Origin of the sequence: Terasakiella pusilla DSM 6293 (assembly GCF_000688235.1) — a bacterium.
Classification (GTDB): Bacteria; Pseudomonadota; Alphaproteobacteria; order Rhodospirillales; family Terasakiellaceae; genus Terasakiella; species Terasakiella pusilla.
Genome location: NZ_JHYO01000029.1, coordinates 14,034 through 31,492, shown reverse-complemented (window position 1 = coordinate 31,492; position 17,459 = coordinate 14,034). Strand labels below are relative to the sequence as shown.

14 protein-coding genes are annotated in these 17,459 nt (G+C 51.3%); 5 read left to right on the top strand and 9 right to left on the bottom strand.

Annotated features, from left to right (window positions below; genetic code table 11):
- Positions 1-130 precede the first annotated feature (130 nt).
- Together Q397_RS24420 and Q397_RS0116495 are read left to right on the top strand one after the other, a co-directional pair.
- Positions 131-3,241 (top strand): PAS domain-containing hybrid sensor histidine kinase/response regulator, encoded by a 3,111-nt coding sequence (locus tag Q397_RS24420; RefSeq protein ID WP_084149095.1) that lies wholly within the window; start codon positions 131-133, stop codon positions 3,239-3,241.
- Positions 3,242-3,340: 99 nt separating this feature from the next.
- A complete protein-coding gene (locus Q397_RS0116495) occupies positions 3,341-3,751 on the top strand; it encodes a DUF3775 domain-containing protein (protein ID WP_028880355.1) in 411 nt (136 codons plus the stop codon).
- 29 nt (positions 3,752-3,780) lie between these two features.
- On the opposite strand, the gene Q397_RS0116490 is transcribed toward Q397_RS0116495, so the two are convergent.
- The 4 genes from Q397_RS0116490 to Q397_RS23065 all read right to left on the bottom strand — a co-directional run bounded on the left by Q397_RS0116490 (position 3,781) and on the right by Q397_RS23065 (position 8,728).
- A complete protein-coding gene (locus tag Q397_RS0116490) occupies positions 3,781-5,466 on the bottom strand; it encodes a methyl-accepting chemotaxis protein (protein WP_051610206.1) in 1,686 nt (561 codons plus the stop codon).
- A 214-nt stretch (positions 5,467-5,680) separates the two neighbouring features.
- Complete coding sequence (locus Q397_RS0116485) at positions 5,681-6,868, bottom strand: SPOR domain-containing protein (RefSeq protein WP_028880353.1); 1,188 nt, start codon at positions 6,866-6,868, stop codon at positions 5,681-5,683.
- Between the two features lie 147 nt (positions 6,869-7,015).
- Positions 7,016-8,287 (bottom strand): adenosylmethionine--8-amino-7-oxononanoate transaminase, encoded by a 1,272-nt coding sequence (locus tag Q397_RS0116480; protein WP_038014439.1) that lies wholly within the window; start codon positions 8,285-8,287, stop codon positions 7,016-7,018.
- 75 nt (positions 8,288-8,362) lie between these two features.
- Positions 8,363-8,728, bottom strand: a complete 366-nt coding sequence (locus Q397_RS23065; RefSeq protein WP_051610204.1) for an ATPase inhibitor subunit zeta — start codon at positions 8,726-8,728, stop codon at positions 8,363-8,365.
- A 124-nt stretch (positions 8,729-8,852) separates the two neighbouring features.
- On the opposite strand from Q397_RS23065, the gene Q397_RS0116470 reads away from it, so the two are divergent.
- Entirely contained in the window at positions 8,853-9,596 is a 744-nt protein-coding gene (locus tag Q397_RS0116470) for an NRDE family protein (RefSeq protein ID WP_028880351.1), read from the top strand.
- On the opposite strand, the gene Q397_RS0116465 is transcribed toward Q397_RS0116470, so the two are convergent.
- The gene (locus Q397_RS0116465) at positions 9,593-9,883 is read right to left on the bottom strand and encodes a YciI family protein (protein WP_028880350.1); all 291 of its coding nucleotides are present in this window, start codon (positions 9,881-9,883) and stop codon (positions 9,593-9,595) included. The genes Q397_RS0116470 and Q397_RS0116465 overlap by 4 nt on opposite strands.
- A 75-nt stretch (positions 9,884-9,958) precedes the next feature.
- Here Q397_RS0116465 and Q397_RS0116460 point away from each other — a divergent pair, with 75 nt between their 5' ends.
- Complete coding sequence (locus Q397_RS0116460; RefSeq protein WP_028880349.1) at positions 9,959-10,846, top strand: DMT family transporter; 888 nt, start codon at positions 9,959-9,961, stop codon at positions 10,844-10,846.
- Between the two features lie 6 nt (positions 10,847-10,852).
- Here the strand turns inward: Q397_RS0116460 and Q397_RS0116455 are convergent, their stop codons facing one another.
- Complete coding sequence (locus Q397_RS0116455) at positions 10,853-12,820, bottom strand: sodium:solute symporter family protein (RefSeq protein WP_028880348.1); 1,968 nt, start codon at positions 12,818-12,820, stop codon at positions 10,853-10,855.
- 209 nt (positions 12,821-13,029) lie between these two features.
- Between Q397_RS0116455 and Q397_RS0116450 the strand changes: the two genes are divergently transcribed.
- Positions 13,030-14,487, top strand: coding sequence for a DUF294 nucleotidyltransferase-like domain-containing protein (locus Q397_RS0116450; protein WP_028880347.1), 1,458 nt, complete (start codon positions 13,030-13,032; stop codon positions 14,485-14,487).
- A gap of 2 nt (positions 14,488-14,489) precedes the next feature.
- Here the strand turns inward: Q397_RS0116450 and Q397_RS0116445 are convergent, their stop codons facing one another.
- The 3 genes from Q397_RS0116445 to gph form a co-directional block, all read right to left on the bottom strand.
- Positions 14,490-15,062 (bottom strand): hypothetical protein, encoded by a 573-nt coding sequence (locus Q397_RS0116445; protein WP_028880346.1) that lies wholly within the window; start codon positions 15,060-15,062, stop codon positions 14,490-14,492.
- A gap of 117 nt (positions 15,063-15,179) precedes the next feature.
- The gene (locus Q397_RS0116440; RefSeq protein ID WP_028880345.1) at positions 15,180-16,541 is read right to left on the bottom strand and encodes a class II 3-deoxy-7-phosphoheptulonate synthase; all 1,362 of its coding nucleotides are present in this window, start codon (positions 16,539-16,541) and stop codon (positions 15,180-15,182) included.
- A gap of 192 nt (positions 16,542-16,733) precedes the next feature.
- Positions 16,734-17,402, bottom strand: a complete 669-nt coding sequence (gene gph, locus Q397_RS0116435) for a phosphoglycolate phosphatase (protein ID WP_028880344.1) — start codon at positions 17,400-17,402, stop codon at positions 16,734-16,736.
- Positions 17,403-17,459: the final 57 nt, after the last annotated feature.

Sequence of the window (17,459 nt, the reverse complement as noted above, 5' to 3'; positions counted from 1 at the left end):
GAATCTTATGGTTTGATAGATATTATGTTAGAATAGTTGAAAGTGTCCAAGCTCGTAACATATAAAAGTAGGACGTCATTGCCGGTAGAGCTGGGCGGGATATTACTATTAAGGGTGGTGCGCGGCTGACATGAATAAGAGTTTCCATCTTTCTACTTACATGATGGCATTGACATTCGGCAGTGTTCTGCTGGTGTCGGCTTTGTTTGCCTATAGCAGTTACGTGTCTACAAACCGTATTGTCGCCTACCAGACGGAAAGTTCATTGGAACATCGCAACCGTCTTATCCAATTAAGTTTGAATGACCGGTTCGATCTGGCGCAATACCGTTTGGAGAGCCTGACGAAAATACCGCAATTGGTGGAAGCTGTTCGGGGACGGGTTTCCAATTCGACAGAGACACTGCTGTTTGATCTGTTGCGAGAACAGGAAAAGCCCTTTTTTAAGGCCTTGATCGTAACGGACCTGGAAGGGGCTGTCATTGCAGAAGCCGGATTTGCCGCGCGAAAAATCGTGTTGGATCAAACGACATTGGCGGGATTGTCCAAAAAGCCTCACCGTCAATGGCGAATGATGGAAGTCCCCAAACGTCGCAATGTCCCTGCGACACCGCTGATGATCTATTCTTTGCCTGTGTTTGACCCCGTCTTGAATGAAGTGACCGCCTATTTGCATGCGACGGTCAATCTGCGCGAGAACCGCGATATGCTTCTGGATTTGCAGGAAATGTCGCAGTCCTTTGAAATAGCTATTCTGTACAATGGCAACGTACTTGCAGATGCCAAAGGCGGGATGGGAAGCCAATTTTTAGGAAAACTGAGTAAAGATCAGACCAACATGCAGATGTCTGATGATTTTGCTTTTCTGATTTCACCACTTTACATTCAGGAGCCGGAGGATGTAGCGCTGTCTTTGTTGACGGTTATTCAGAGCAAAAATACGTCGGCGCTGGAAAGTTCTTTTTATTACAACGCGATGATGACAATTTTTTGGGCGTTGTTGAGTGCATTTGTCATCGGGGTCATCCTGAAGCATTTGGTGGGGAAAAGTGCAAATCGTTTATTAAATTGTGTGAATCAGGTGTTGGAGGGGAAAGAAAGCATTGAGTACCCTGATGGCCCGGTGCAGGAATTTAATGTTATCGGTGAAGCGTTCAGCCAGATTGTCGCCAATATCCACGAGAATGAACGCTATCTGACGAATTTGATTGAACAGGCCAGCTCTCCGATCATCGCATGGGATCGTAAAGGCTGGATTAAAGAGTTTAATCGGGCGGCTCAAAAGCTATTGGACTGTCGCTATGACGAGGCCACCGCGTTGAATATCATCGATGTTCTCCCCGCAATCACGGGGCAGCGCGGGTTTGAGCAAAGTATTTTTGAACGTTCCATTGCCGGAGAAGGGATCGATCACTGGGAGATGACCCACCATAATGAGGGGCGTGACCATCAGGTCCATATCTCTTGGAGCATTTCGCCGGTTGCCTTTTTTGACACCGGATTGGTGCAGACCGTCTTGGCACAAGGCATTGATGTGACCCAGCTTAAGAATGCGCAGGAAGAGTTGCGGCGCATGAATGAGGAGCTGGAGATCAGGGTTGCCAATCGCACGACCGCCCTGAAAAGTGAAATTCAGGAACGGCGCCATGTGGAGTATGAACTGCTCAGAAGTAAAGAGCGTTTTCGCGCGATTGCAGAAGTGAGTTCTGACTGGTTTTGGGAGATGGGGCCGGACCTTCGCTTTACCTATATGTCGAGACGCGCAGCGGACATAACGGGATTGTCAACCAGCGAAATTATCGGCAAGACGCGACTGGAGCTTGTGGATAGGGCTGCCTTTGAACGCGATAAGGAAAAGTGGTTGGAACATGAATCGCTGCTGCGCCGTCATGAACCTTTTCGTGGTTTTGAGTATCCAATTAAATCCGCAAACGACGACGTGCATGTCTTTCGGGTGAGTGGGTTGCCGATTTTTGATCCTGAAACGAACGAGTTTATGGGGTATTACGGTTCTGGTCGGGATGTGACCGCGGACTACATGCGGGCAAGCGAATTGCAAAAAGCGAAGGACGAAGCCGAAAGCGCCAGTCAGGCCAAGTCCGAGTTTTTATCGTCTATGAGCCATGAATTGCGCACGCCCTTAAACGGTATTCTTGGGTTTGCGCAACTGATGCTGTTGCCGAGTGCGCTTGAATTGGATGAGAAACAAAAGGAATATGTCAAACAGATTGCCAATGCCGGATCGCATTTGCTGGATCTCATTAATGACATTTTGGACCTCGCCCGGATCGAAGCAAAAAAGGTCGGCACCAGCATTGATGCGGTGGAACCTGTGGAGGTCATTCTGGATGCTTGTACCTTGTTGGAGAAACAGGCCAGCGACAATGGCATTACGCTGATCAATGCCGCCGCAGACAAGAAGATCCCGCCTGTTTGTGCCGATTACACCCGCTTGAAACAGATTTTGATGAATTTGGGATCGAACGCCATCAAATATAACAGCCCGTCTGGTCGCGCGACCTTCGATTGCTGTGTCTGTTCGGATGAAAATATGATCGAATTTTCGGTGATTGATACGGGAAAAGGGATCGCAAAGGACAAACAGGGCGATATCTTCTTGCCGTTTAACCGTTTGGGCGCAGAATTCAGTAACGTGGAAGGCACGGGGATCGGCCTGACCATCACTCAAAAGCTGGTGGAATTGATGGATGGTAAAATCGGGGTGGAAAGTGATGACGGGCAGGGCAGTCGTTTCTGGTTTAGATTACCGGTTTATGCTCAAATGGACGTGCCGATCAAATCAGTGCGTGAGAGGTCCGAAGCAAAGATCAAGAATGGACTGAAAGTTGAGCTGGCAACCACGCCGTTTCATGTGCTGTATGTGGAGGATAATCCGAACAATCAGACCTTGGTGGAAGAGGCGCTGTCCTGTATCGAAGGGCTGAGGTTAAGGGTTGAACGGACCGCTGAAGAGGGACTGGACTATCTTAAATCAGCTGAAGTGGATCTGGTGTTGTTGGATATTAACCTGCCGGGTATGAGCGGATGGGACATGATGAAAATTATCAACAAGGACGAAGCCTTGCAGTCCATTCCTGTTGCCGCCCTGACCGCGCAAGCGATGGAAGCCGATATGAAGCGCGGTAAGGAACTTGGCTTTGCGGCTTACCTGTCCAAGCCCATTCATATTGGTGAACTGTTTGCGGTTATTCAGGAATATAGCCTGAAAAAAAGAGTGTAAAATATCTCCGTTTTCTTGGTTTAGGTCAGGTCGCAGGGGGCATGGCTGTGGTAGGCTGTTGGATAAGAAGATGAAACAGCCATGACGCAGGAGGCAGAAATGAAATATCTCGCAAAAGACACTGTTTTCTACATCCTTATGAAAGCACGCGAGTTTGATGTAAAGGTAGAGCCGGAAGGGTTGGACCGGGAGTCCGATGCCGTGGATGATGGCTGTCTGGAAATTCTGGAAGACTACGGCGATGATCCGACCGAAAGCGAACTGCGCGAAGCACTGGTTGATTTGAATGTGGACCAATTGCACGAACTTGTGGCCCTGACATGGCTGGGACGGGGCAGTTACAGCAAGGAAGAATGGAAGGAAGCGATGGCGCAAGCGCGCGAAGCCGATCCGACCTCTAAATCTACGCCGGATTATCTGATGGGAACGCCTTTGTTGTCAGACTATCTGGAAGAAGGCCTGTCCATGATGGGTATTTCTATCGAGGAGTTTGAAATGGGGCGCCTGTAAAGGCTCCCCACTTTCAAGACATATCGATTTTACGCGGATTTAACACCTTGTAAGAAGTTTTCCACGATTGAGCGCAACGAAGTGGACTGGGTGTTCAATTGACTTGACGCTTCCAGCACTTCTTTCGATGCGCGGCCCGTGTCGTTTGCGGCCTCGTTCACTTCAACAATATTGCTGGTGACTTCTTGCGTGCCTTGGGCTGCCTGTTCGATGTTGCGCGTGATTTCCAGTGTCGCAGCGTCTTGTTCTTCAACTGCGGCGGCGACAGCATTGGCAATGTCGTTCATTTCCTGAATGACTTGATTGATCTCGCTAATCGCAGTGACGGTGGCATCACTGACATCCTGAATGGCGCGCACGTGATTACTGATTTCTTCTGTCGCGCGGCCTGTCTGGGTTGCCAGGGTTTTGACTTCGCTTGCGACAACGGCAAAGCCTTTGCCCATTTCACCGGCGCGTGCGGCTTCGATGGTGGCGTTCAGGGCAAGCATATTGGTTTGGTCCGCAATTTCCCCAATCAGTTTTGAGGCTTCATTGATGCGCAGGGCGGTTTCAGACAAACTGTTAACCGTCAGCTGAGTTTCTTGGACTTTCTGCGAGGCGGTGCGTGCGATGCTGGTGGACATATCAACTTGCGACGCCACTTCGTGAATGGAAGCGCTGAGCTGTTCTGCAGCAGCTGCAACAGTTTGCACGTTCGCGGAAGTTTGTTCGGACGCACTGGCAACTGTGGTTGCCTGAGAACTGGTCTGTTCTGCGGTCGCGGACATACCGTTTGCAGTCATATCGAGCTGTTTGGCGGCTGAGGCAACGGATTGCAGGGCCGTGTTGACGCCCAGATCAAAGTCAGCAGCAAGTTGTTGAATAAGGGCCGCACGTTTTTTCTGGGCGGCTTCTTCTTCGCGTTGCTGGGTGGCCAGACGTTCATTCTCAATCAATTGTTCACGGAAGAAACCGACGCTTTGGGCCATGTCGCCCATTTCATCTTTGCGGTCCTGTAGGGGAACCGGGTCTTGTGTGCAGCCGGTTGCCAGACGTTTCATCGTATCTGAAAGGGTGACGATACTTTGTCGAATATCACGTGAGACGAAGAAGATGAAGACCGACAGAACGACGACCCCGATCAAGAAGACAATCGCGGTTTTTGTGGCTTCGGCAATGAAGGTCGATTGGATGTTGTCGATATAGACCCCTGTGCCAACAACCCAGCCCCATGGTTTGAACAGTTTAACGTAGGAGATTTTTTCCGCAGGTTTGTCACTACCGGCTTTGGGCCAGAAGTATTGCAGAGATCCTTCGCTTTTGCTTTTGGCGATTTCAACAATGTCACGGAACAGATATTGTCCGGTGATGGTTTTGAAATCATTCATGTTTTGACCGTTTAATTGCGGTTTTGTTCCATGGGAGACCATGACGGCATTCAGATCGTTCGCCCAGATATAATCCTGTTCGGCATACCGGATTGCTTTGATGACGTGAATGGCTTCGGCTTGTGCTTTTTCCAGCGTGAGGGATCCACTTGTTACTTGCTGATTGAGATCGGTGATGATTTCGATCGTTGCTTCGACCATATTACGGGCTTGCCGTTCACGTTCATCTAGAAGGTTTTTGTGAAGGGCGCTTAAACCGATATAGGTTGTAACGATCATCCCGATGAGGGATAAGCCCATGATGATGCCAAGTTTTTTGGCGAGACGTATGTTACCAAGTTTCATGACCATGCCTTTGCTAAAGTATGTAGGCGTATTTTTTTGAAGATTTTTGAAGGTTTTTGGAAATATTTCGAAATATTTCAGTTATCGGTTAATATAATAAAAAAAATGCCCTGTATATGAGGGAAAACCCGTAAATGCTTAAAATAAAGGCAGTAAGATGAACTTGTAAGCGATATACCCTTTTAGATAGGGTGGATCCCTCAATTACGCGTTTTTATTCTTGCGTAATCCAACTGTCAGTTATGCCGCGTCCGGCCACCTTTTCTTTTTCTGCGCGCGCACTCTCTTGATCCAACGGGCCGAGCAGGACTCGTTGAACTGTCCGTCCATTGACTGTTACTGGTTTAATAAAGGCGTGATTCAAGTCGGTTTGTGCGATTTGGCGCTGCGCTGACGCGGGAGAGGAAAAACTGCCGAGGACAAGGTAATAACTATTCGGCGCGTTGCTTTCTTGGACAGTTTTGACGGGCTCCGGTTCCGGGGCCAGTTCTGCGCTAAAAGGTGCCCCGTGGGCGGCCTCAAAGGCGGCTAGGTCGTTGTAGGCCACGTTCTGGAAAGTGTCGTCAATGGGCAATGTCGGGGTGCCGGTCAATGGGGCTTCAGTGATGAGGTGTGCCAGATTGGTTGGGGTGAGCTGTCCGGTCTCGATCAACAGCTTGAAGCTGGCAAGGCGGTGCAGGTAGTCGGACGAGGTGACGGCTGTGCGGACTTTTTGAAGGTCTTGTGCCATCTGCAACAGTTCGGAAAGGTCTTCTTCCCCTTTTTGCACATTCTGGTAATGGGTATCATAGGCGGCTTGGGCGATATGTTCTGCATCGACCAGCGTATGAAAATGGCGCTGTTGAGTTTCAACACCGGCGAAAATCTCGCCAATGGATTGGGCGGCCTGATCTTGAGTGGCGTTTGTATTGTGCTTCCGGGCTTGGAAAATGGCTTGCTCCAGACTTTCCGGCAGCAGCTCAACCGGCGCAAGCGGGTCGTTCAAGTCGTCTTCGTTGGGGATGTTGAAAAACAGTTTCTCATAATGCAGTTGTCCTTCCTCAAGGGAAGATTGGTAGGCGAGCAAACCTTCATTGGCGTGGCTCAGATAGGACTGTATCAGGAGCTGGTCTGCTTCAGTGTCCTGATGTTGTTTTGAAAGTTCTTCTAGGCCCGCGACATGGTCTTCTGCAATGTCAACAAGGCGGTATTGTAGAACAAGGTTTAGATAGCCTTGGATGCCTTGATAAATCAGCTCGTCGGTATTAGGGGACAGGTTGGTGGCTTCTGCAAATGCGACACGGTCTTTGACCAGCGAGTCCAGTTCTTGCACCAAAGATGCGGCGTGGCTCGTGCTGCTGAGGGTGAAAAGCCCTACAGCCACAATAGAGGCGCGCCAGAATGGTTTAAAGCCCAGTCCCATAAAATTACCTTAAGATGATTCAGATTCCTATTCTTCGAAATGATAGGCCTTAAGGTTTAAAAAGTGATTAAGATCTCAAGGAAATCTGGGTGTTAAAGCATAAAAAAAGGGAACCGGCTTGTCCCAGATTCCCTTTTGATCGCAAGGTTAGATCGTCGCCCATTCGGTTAGGACCCGTTTTATGGTGTCGGTGAGTTTATCCAATTCCCCATCGGTGATGGTAAACGCGGGGGTGAGATAGATGATGTCGCGGAACGGGCGCAGCCAGACGCCTTCTTCAATAAAGCGCTTTTTCAACCAATTGCTGTCTTTGAGGTCATCTACCTGCACTACGCCAATAGCCCCCAGGATACGGACATCCTTAACACCCTTGATGTCTTTTAACGGTGTCAGGGCCGATTGCAGCTTTTCATGGATATGCTGGACCTGTTCAAGTCTTGGTTCTGTTTCAAACAGATCAAGGCTGGCGTTTGCTGCGGCACAGGCAACCGGATGGGCCATAAAGGTTGGACCATGTTGCAAGGCATCGTCAAAGCTGTCGCTTAAAAAAGCCTCAAAGATATGATCGCGGGCAATGGCACAGGCAAGTGGGGTGACACCCGCGCTCAGGGCTTTGGACAGGCAAACAATGTCGGGGACGATCTCGGCCTGTTCAATGGCGAACATGGTGCCGGTACGCCCGAAGCCCGTGAAAATCTCGTCAACAACAAACAACAGGCCGTGCTTTTGCGTGATCTCACACATGTTTTTCAGGACGGCGGGGCTAAACATTTTCATGCCGCCTGCCCCTTGGACGAGTGGCTCAGTAATGACGCCTGCGATCTCGTCTTTATGCTGTGCTAAAAAGGCGTCGAATTCTTTGAGCTGTTCTTCCGTTCTGGGGACATCGACAACGAATTGTTCAAACAGAACATCTGTAAAGACATGGTGCATGCCTTCTTCCGGGTCTGCGATGGACATGCAGCCCAAGGTGTCGCCGTGATAGCCGTCCTTAAAGGAAACGAATTTGGAATGACCTTTATGGCCTTTGTTGATCCAGTACTGGATACACATTTTCATGGAGACTTCGACGGAAACAGAGCCGGATTCCACAAAAAACACCCGATTAAGATCGCCGGGCAGCAGCGTGGCAAGGCGTTTTGCCAGTTTTAAGGCCGGTTCGTGGTTTAATCCGCCAAACATGACGTGGGGCATGACATCCAGCTGGTTTTTCATCGCTTCGATGACATGAGGATGTTTATAGCCGTGACAGGCCGTCCACCAAGATGCAATCCCGTCTACCAGTTTTTGTCCGTCTGCCAAGGTGATCGTGCAGCCGTCTGTGGCGATGGCAGGCAGGGGGGCGGGGGCTGTTTTCATTTGGCTGTAGGGGAGCCAGATATGGGGAAGGCCATCGGTGAGCCAGCTGGGGGTGGTCATTATGCTTGTCCTTAAATGCAAAAAAGTCTCCTGCCAAATATAGAGGGCAAGAGACTTTACGCAATGTGAAACCGTTTAAAGGTGATGGTCGTTGCCAAGGGCATCGGGATATTCGTCCCGCAAGGATTGCTGTGCCTGAAGAAGCGCATCTGTGAGCGCCGCAAGGAGGTCTTCATTTGTGAAGCTGTGGCCTGCGCCCTGAAGGTCGGTTGTGACTTTGGTGATCAGGTTTTCGTCCCCTGCGGCTTCCAGATCGATCTGGGCTGCTTCGATGGCGTACGCCTCTGCGGCTTGTCCGGTGAGCCCCATTTGATGGGCGACCCAGTGGCCAAAGAACCGGTCATGACGCGCGCGCAGTTTGAAGTTTTGTTCTTCACTCAATTTAAATTGAGCTTCGAAGGCTTGTTCTCTCTCGCGGATGGTACGGGCAATATCTGACATGGTTTTGTTCCCTGTTTATGAACCCAATTAAGTTTTATTTTCTCTAAAAATTATACGCTTTGGGCTGGTCAACACAAGAATATATGCGATAAAGGAAGGGAAATTTAAGGAAAGACCAAAACAAATGTGTACCGTCGTTATCTTGCGCCGCCCTGACCATGATTGGCCCCTGTTATTGGCGGCAAACCGTGACGAAATGAAGGATCGGCACGCTGTGTCGCCGATGCGTCATTGGCCGGATCGACCCGAGGTGATAGCCGGAATGGATGAATTGGCCGGTGGCACATGGCTGGGCATGAACGACGACGGGCTGGTCGCTTGTGTCTTAAATCGTGTAGGGACACTTGGGAGCCATCCTGACTATCGCAGTCGTGGTGAATTGCCGCTAGAAGCACTGGATCATGCCGAAGCGGAAATGGCGGCCGATGCGTTTGAGGATCTAAACCCCGAAGCGTATCGTCCGTTTAACCTGATTGTTGCTGATCACGCGAATGCATGGTGGGTCAAAAATGACGGGGTTGCCATTCAGGTCAGTGAAATTGGCGACGGGCTTTCCATGCTATCTGCACGCGATTTAAACGATACCACCTCGGATCGGGTCAAGCTGCATCTCCCACGTTTTAGAAGCGCGCCTGCCCCTGAACCCGATCAGGATGACTGGATGGCGTGGACAGCGCTGATGAGTAGCCGCAAAAGCCTGACCGATGCGCGCGGGGCCATGCAGATTGAAACCGACATGGGGTTTGAAACCGTCTCGTCCAGTCTGATTGCCCTTTCCAAACCGTGGGACAAATCACGCAAGAATATCTGGAAATATTGTGAAGGTAAGCCGGGGGAAAAACCGTTTTATGAGATTGATCTCGATTAATCCAGATCGGCAACTTTCATGACGTGGATTTCAAAGTCCTGCCAGACATTGCCTTTGGTATAAGGGTCATCCGCAAGCCATTTGTCGAGGGCAGCGCGGTCTTCAACTTCCACATACAGGCTGGAGCCGATCATCTGGTTATGGTCGTCCAGTATCGCACCGCCGATGAGTAATTCGCCGTCTTTTTTGGCTTTGCGGGCCCGTTCAAAATGCGCAGGACGCGCGGCAAGGCGGCGATTAAGTGCATCCGGGTCGGTGCCGTCTTTGGCGATGATGAGAAATTGCATAATCCGTAAATATCCATAAAGAAGAATTATTAAAGAGAACTGGCTAAAGTCCCGTTTCCGATATACATAGCATATATGGATACCTTATCACCGACAACACGTGCCGCCCTATGGATGGTGGTTTTTTGTGCGACCATGGCGAGCTTGTCCGGCATGATTCGCTATTTGTCCCCTGAAATTCCGGCGCTGGAAATGGCGTTTTTCCGGAACTTTTTCGGCTTTCTGTTCATGTTGCCTTTTGTGGCTATGGGCGGGATTGCGACGCTAAAAAGTTCGCGGCTTAAATTGCATGGGCTGCGTGCTTTGTTCGGGACAGCGGCGATGTCATGCTGGTTTACGGGGGTGACCCTGTTGCCCTTGTCCGAAGCCACGGCCTTGAGCTTTACTGTGCCGTTGTTTACCACCATGGGGGCGGCGCTGGTCTTGGGGGAAGTGGTGCGGATCCATCGCTGGATGGCCTTGCTGGTGGGCTTTATCGGGGCGTTGGTGATCGTGCGTCCGGGCTTTCAGGAGCTGCAAACCGGATCGTTGATCGTGTTAGCGTCGTCCTTTTTTATTGCCTGTGCCCTGTTGACGGTTAAGGCCCTGTCGCGCACGGAACATCCGACCGCGATTGTCTTTTATATGGGATTGTTTATGAGCCCGCTTTCCCTGATCTGGGCGGCACCTGTCTGGGTCTGGCCCAAGCCTGAACATTATTTCTGGCTGGTGTCTATGGGGGTCTTGGCTTCCAGTGGGCAATTGGCGATGGCCCGTGCCATGCGGGTGGCAGATGCCTCTGTCAGTATGCCGTTTAGCTTTACCAACATGATCTTTGCATCCTTGATCGGCTATGTGTTTTTTGCCGAAACGGTGGATATGTGGACGTGGGGTGGGGCTTGTATCATTTTTGCCTCCACCCTGTACATCACGCACCGCGAAGCCCGCTTGGCGAAAAAGTCCAAACCGATTGCGTTGGAATAGTGCCGCTTAGGAGCCAAGGCCGGGGTCTGCGATATCATCGCTCAGGGCCTCAATCTCCTGTTCCGGCACGGTGGACATCTCCATAAAATAGGCGAGGAACCACAGCAAAGCGACGCCCAACAGCCAGAAGGCGATTTGCCATGCCCAGATTGATGGGATGCCAAACAGCCAGCCGTCCCGTCCTGCGTTCGGCGCACCGAAAATATCGTTCCCGACCACCACACCCGGACCGACGGCGAAGAAAATCCATACAAGGGTCGCCCCCCAGGCAAAGGGGATCATGCGCCGTTTGTTAGGCGTCAGGGCGGCATGTTCTTTCAGGAAGCTATGGAAGCTTTGTTTATGGGCGTCATTGACCTGTTCGCGCTCTTGCGTCAGGGCAGATATACTAACGCAGACCAGCAGGTTAAAGGCAATCCCCCAGCCGCCACTATGGATGGTTAAAGGCCAGCGATCCCACAGGTCGATGCCGATCATGTGAAGGACAGTAATGCCTGCATTATCGGTTAAAAAGACGCCAAAGATCCCGGCGACCATGCCCCATACAATCCCTTTTGCCGTAAACCATTTGATCCAACAGATTCCCAACAGGGCAGGCCACATTTGCAAGCCAAAGGCCACGGCCATCCCGCCCAAAAGCACAAGCGCGTCTTTGTTGACAAGCGCAACAACCAGTGCGGCCAGCAGGATAAAGAAGACGCAAACCCGGGCAAAAAATTTCTGGATACTATGTCCGGCCTGGGGCTGGATCTGATGTTTGTAAATATCGCGGGTCAGCATGGCACCAGCCGTTGACATATAGGCCGCGCCGGCGGATTGCATCCCGGCAAGCGCGCAGACCCCAAGGAAGGCGGTCAGCCACGGCATTTTTTCCTGCACCATGGTTAAAATGTAAGGGACCAAGGTATCGGGAACGTCTGAAATCTCCGTCGGGAGTTTCCAGTTAACCGGAACGCCACTGCCTGCCAAAGAGGGGGTGGCCCCCAACATATGAGTGCTCATCCCTTGGGCGGTGGAGATGACAAACAGCAAGCCGCCAAGGATTAGACCGGAGACCCAGACTTGCTGCGGGGCAAACGGTTTTGGGGAATTATTCCCGAAGCTCCACATGGAAAAGGCGGGGGAGGCCTGAACTCCCATTAGGGCCAGAAGGAAGGTCAGGATCATCATCCCTGTCCATGGTCCGCCCGTTGAAACGGTTTCGCTGACGCCACTGACGGGTTGGGCAATACCGGGGACGGCCAGGTAGGCGTTGTAATCTCCGCCCCCTGCGCCGCGGGTTGTCCCCCATAAGCCAAATTCGGATGCGCCCATGCGCTCCAGCCCTGTGAGCAGCACGTCAATGCCGCCAATGGCATGTAGCGCAATGCCGCCCGTTAAAATCACCCCAAGGGCAAGCAGGATACATTGCACGCTGTCGGCATAGGCAACCGCGCGCATCCCGCCGTAGACCACATACAGAAAGACGGCACAGGCCAGCAGCAAGGTGCCTGCGGTGGAACTGATCAAGCCGTCACTAAGCACATTAAACAGATAGCCCGCCGCGCCCAGTTGCACCCCGATAAAAGGCACGGTAAAGAGGACAGCAATCACCACAGTCAGGGTGCGCACGGTGTCACAGCGGTAATAATCGCTCAGCATTTCGCCGGGGGTGACATAGCCATAGCGCTTGCCCAGCATCCATTGCCGCTTCAGGAAAATGATGCCGGTGAGCGGGATCAAGATGGTGAAAAACGAGACATAAGCGTAAGGGAAACCATCACGATAGATCATCGCGGGATGGCCTAAAAAGGTCCAGCCGGAAAAGGAAATGGCCGTGGCCGCAAGCACAAATACCCAGACGGGCAGGCTGCGCCCGGCGATAAAATAGTCACTGGCTGTGCGGGCCAGTCGTGCGCCACGTACCCCCAAGTAAAGGCAGTAAGCCCAATAGGCTGCGACAAAACCCAGCAGCCACAATAGCTTCTCGTTCAAAACCTTTATCTCCCATTTTTCAGGACTTTATCGTGTTTTATTTTTGAAAGTCCCTGTTCACCGTTTTTATGTTTTTGGTGATATCTTTGGGGCGAATTGTTGCGCAATGTGAAAAAGATTGCAACAAAACTTATCCTTGCAGATGACGGCTTTTTTCTTGTTTTTTCCACACGGGCGGGCAATATGGAAACAGGGAATAGGTGATAACCATGCATAAACAAACGAAAATTTTTGCAAAACGCGTGATTGATTTTATGCACACAGCAAAAGTGTGCGTGGAAGTCGGCACCTTCTGTGAAACCGCGATCTCCCGCATGGTGGAAACCGGGGCGAAAGCCTGTGTGGTGGTGGATGGTCATGGCAAGCTGGCGGGGATTTTGCGGCAGCAAGATATATTGTCCAAAGTGGTGTTTAAGGTCGCGCCCCAAGCCTTGATTGATACGGTCATGGATGATCGCGTCCAGACCATGCGCGCCGATGAATATCTTTATCATGCTATCGGTCGTATGCGCCGCTATGGGGTCAGCGAATTGGTGGTCGTGGATACGGCCATGAAGCCCGTGGGGATGGTGTATTTGCAGGATGCGGTTGAGATTGCGGCCACGGATTTGATGCAACAGATTGACCGATTAAGCGGTGAAGGGGATGTGGAGAGCCTGCGCGGGGTGAAGGCGGCACAAGTGGATCTGGCGCACGATATGTTTGAAGATCATCAACCCGCGAGCATCGTGCAACAGCTACTGACCCACATTAACAAGGATATTTATAGCCGTATCATCCATGACAATGTCTGCCATATGGAGGCGGAAGGGTGGGGCCGCCCACCTGTGGATTTTTGTGCGATCGTGATGGGGTCTGCCGGGCGGGGGGAGAATTATCTGTTCCCCGATCAGGATAACGGTTTTATTTTGCAGGATTATCCCGACGAAGATCACAACAAAGTGGACGAGTACTTTCGCGAGTTGGCAAGCCGTATGTGCCGAGATCTGGATGAGGTCGGCTTTCCCTATTGTACGGGATATGTGATGGCAACCAATCCGTTATGGCGAAAATCCATCAGTCAATGGCGTCAGCAGGTCGGCCTGTGGGGGAAAAAGCGTAACAGCATCGCCTTGCGTCTGGCGGATATCTTTTTTGATTTCCAGCCCGTCTATGGACAAACCTCCCTAGCGGACGAGTTGCGCTATACGTTGGTGGATGCGGTGAAGAAAAACCATTTCTTTTTACAGGAAATGTATAGCCTGCAAGCGGATCACACGGTCGGGATTAATATCTTCGGACGCTTGGGATTAGAAGAAACGGGCGATAACGCCGGCCTGTTTGATGTGAAATATCGGGCCACCCTGCCATTGGTCGAGGCGGTAAGGTTGCTTAGTCTTAAAAGCGGGATTGAGAGTACAGGCACGTTGGAACGGGTGGAACGTTTACACAAAGCCCGTAAGGTGAGCGATACGGAACAGGAGTATCTGGTTTTTGCCTTTAATTTTCTGACCAAGATCCTGCTAAAACGTCAGATTGAAGCTTTTAAAAGCAATGCCCCCGTCACCCGTTTTATTGATCCGAAAACGTTAAGCCGGCAGGAAAAGGAAACGTTGCTGCGCGCTTTGCGCCATGTGGAGGCCTTTCGAAAACGTCTCAAGGCGGAAGTTACTGGTGATGTGTTTTAACTCTATCGTTCAAACGTAACGCTAGCGAGCATGGCGAGAATGTCAGTCTTATAGCTGGTGTCATCGGGGGCAGAACAGTCAAGCCCACGGACATAGGCTTCGCGGCCGATGCCGCCACGCAGTTCAAGAGTACGCCCGAGGGCCTTAACGAAGCTGATACAGTGTCTCGTGCCGCGGGTAAGGAAACTATATTTTATCGCGCCTTCAGATTGAACAGCAAGTTCATTGGCGGTGATTGGTGTGCCTCTCAGGTTTGTGCCTGCAAAGAGTTTGATAAAATCAGGATTGGAAGGTGGCATCCGAAAACCGCCTCGATACATCCATTCCAACAGAGCGTAGCCGCCACCGTTAAAAATGACGCGCTCTTGCCGGCGATTGGGGAGTGATTTGGTGTAGACTTTCTTAACCGCTTGCCTCACCCGTTTGTTGGCTGAGAGCTTACTTTCTGAAATATCAATTTCCTGCCATTCCGCTTGGCCTAAATATTGCCCTGTTGTGGTGCGGGAGCCGTCTTTATCGGTCGCGCAGGCGCTGAGAAAAAGCAGGAGGAAAGCAGAAAGTATGAGGCGATACATAGAAAACTCAAAAAAATAGAAAATAAAGCAAAACCTTAAATTGTATTTTATCGCCTGTAAACACAAAAAAAGCCCCACCGTTTTACACGCTGGGGCTTTTCGTTGTTTGAGCGTTGTTTAGATATCGCGCTCTGCTTTTAAGGCATCGGCCAACAGGAAGGCCATTTCAAGGGCTTGGTTGGCGTTGAGGCGGGGATCACAGTGGGTGTGGTAACGATCACCCAGTTCACCTTCTTTCACTTCGTAGGTGCCGCCGACACATTCGGTGACGTCTTGGCCTGTCATTTCAAAGTGAACACCACCAGCATGGGTGCCAGCCGCTTTATGAGCTGCAAAGAAGCCGCGCACTTCCCCAAGGACCGCGTCGAAGTGGCGGGTTTTATAGCCGCCTTCTGCCGTTACTGTGTTGCCGTGCATCGGATCGCAAGACCAGACGATGTGGCGACCTTCGGCTTTCACGCGTTCCAACAGTGGCTGAAGACCTTTTTCGATGTTATCTGCGCCCATGCGGGTGATGAGCGTCAGCTTGCCCGCTTCGTTGTTAGGGTTCAGCGTGTCGATCAGGGTAATCAGCTCGTCCGGTGTCATGGTCGGGCCGACTTTACAGCCGATCGGGTTGGCAATGCCGCGCATATATTCGATGTGGGCTTCGTCCAGCAGGCGGGTGCGTTCGCCAATCCACACCAAGTGTGCGGATGTGTCGTACCATTCTTCGTTATCCTGTGTGCTGTCCACACGGGTCATGGCTTGTTCGTAGTTCAACAACAAGGCTTCGTGGGACGTGTAGAATTCTGTCTCACGCAATGAGGCTGTTGTGTCGCCGTTGATGCCACACGCATCCATAAACGCCAATGCATCGGAGATCCGGTTGGACAAGTCCTGATACCGGTTACCTTCTTCGGTGCCGTTGACGAAACCAAGGTTCCAGCGGTGTACCTTGTTCAGGTTTGCATAACCGCCTTGGGCAAGGGCACGGATCAGATTGAGCGTAGAGGCTGCCTGATTGTACATCTGGATCAGACGTTCCGGGTCCGGGATACGGGCTTCTTCGGTGAATTCCATCCCGTTGACCGCGTCACCGCGGTAGCTTGGCAGGCTGATCCCGTCTTTGGTTTCCATATCACTGGAGCGTGGCTTGGCGAACTGGCCGGCCATACGACCGACTTTAACGATCGGGCAGGACGCGCCGAAGGTCAGCACCACAGCCATTTGCAACAAGACGCGGAACGTGTCGCGGATGTTGTTGGGGTTAAATTCAGCAAAAGATTCCGCACAGTCCCCGCCTTGTAGCAGGAAACCTTTCCCCATGGCGACATTCGCCAGTTCGGCTTTCAGGCGGCGGGCTTCACCGGCAAAGACCAGCGGCGGATAAGTAGAAAGGGTCTTTTCGACCTGTTTAACCTTATCAGCGTCCGGGTAAGTCGGGACCTGACGGATCGGTTTTGCGCGCCAACTGTCGGGGGTCCATGTCTGTGCCATAATGTGAATCCTTAAGCTTATTCTTTTTTAAAAAAATCTGAATATCCCGTATAAGCGGGAATTGTTAATAATTCCAGCAGAAAACGTCAGATTTTTATGAAAATCATGTGAAAACTGAAAGATTGTAACCCAATTTCCGGTAAATGTTCCGTCTTGAAACAAAGGGTTAGTGCGCACACTCATGAGGTGTGATCAGGCCTTCATCGCCTCCAAAGCGTCAGGTAGTTGCGACATGTGATCAATGATGCGGTCCGCACCCAGTTCCTCAACCGATACCCGGCGATACCCATAGGAAACAGCAATGCTCGCCATTTCGGCATTGTCAGCAGCGCCGATATCGTTGGGACTGTCCCCAATCATGACCGCTTGATCGGCCGTGATCCCCATTTTTGTGAGGGTGGTCAGCAACATCTCCGCGTCGGGCTTTTTCTTGGCGACCTGATCGCCGCCGATGATCACGTCAAAAAAGCTCTCAATGGCCAAATGTTCCAAGATGTTTTGGGTCGGCTTTTGCGGCTTGTTTGTGCACAGCGCCAGGCGGTAGCCCTGTTGTTTGAGCTGTTGCAAGGTTTCCATGACCGATGGGTAGGTTCCCGTCTCATCCGCCTCATGACCGTCATAAAACGCGAGGAAGTCTTGGGTGAGGGGGGCAAGCTCGCTTGCCTGTGCGGGCTCACCTGTGGCGGCAAAGGCGCGTTCCACCAGCTTTGCCGCGCCATTACCGACAAATTTTTTGGTTTCTTCCAGCGTGATTTCGCGGCGGCCTTTTGATTGTAAAAGCTTGTTGCAAGCGGTGCGTAAATCGGGGGCGCTGTCAATCAGTGTGCCATCAAGGTCAAAAATAAGGGTCGTCAGGGTCATCTGTAGCAATCCGTAACAATCTTTGAAATTTTGCCACTAGGTTCAATAGTTAATATT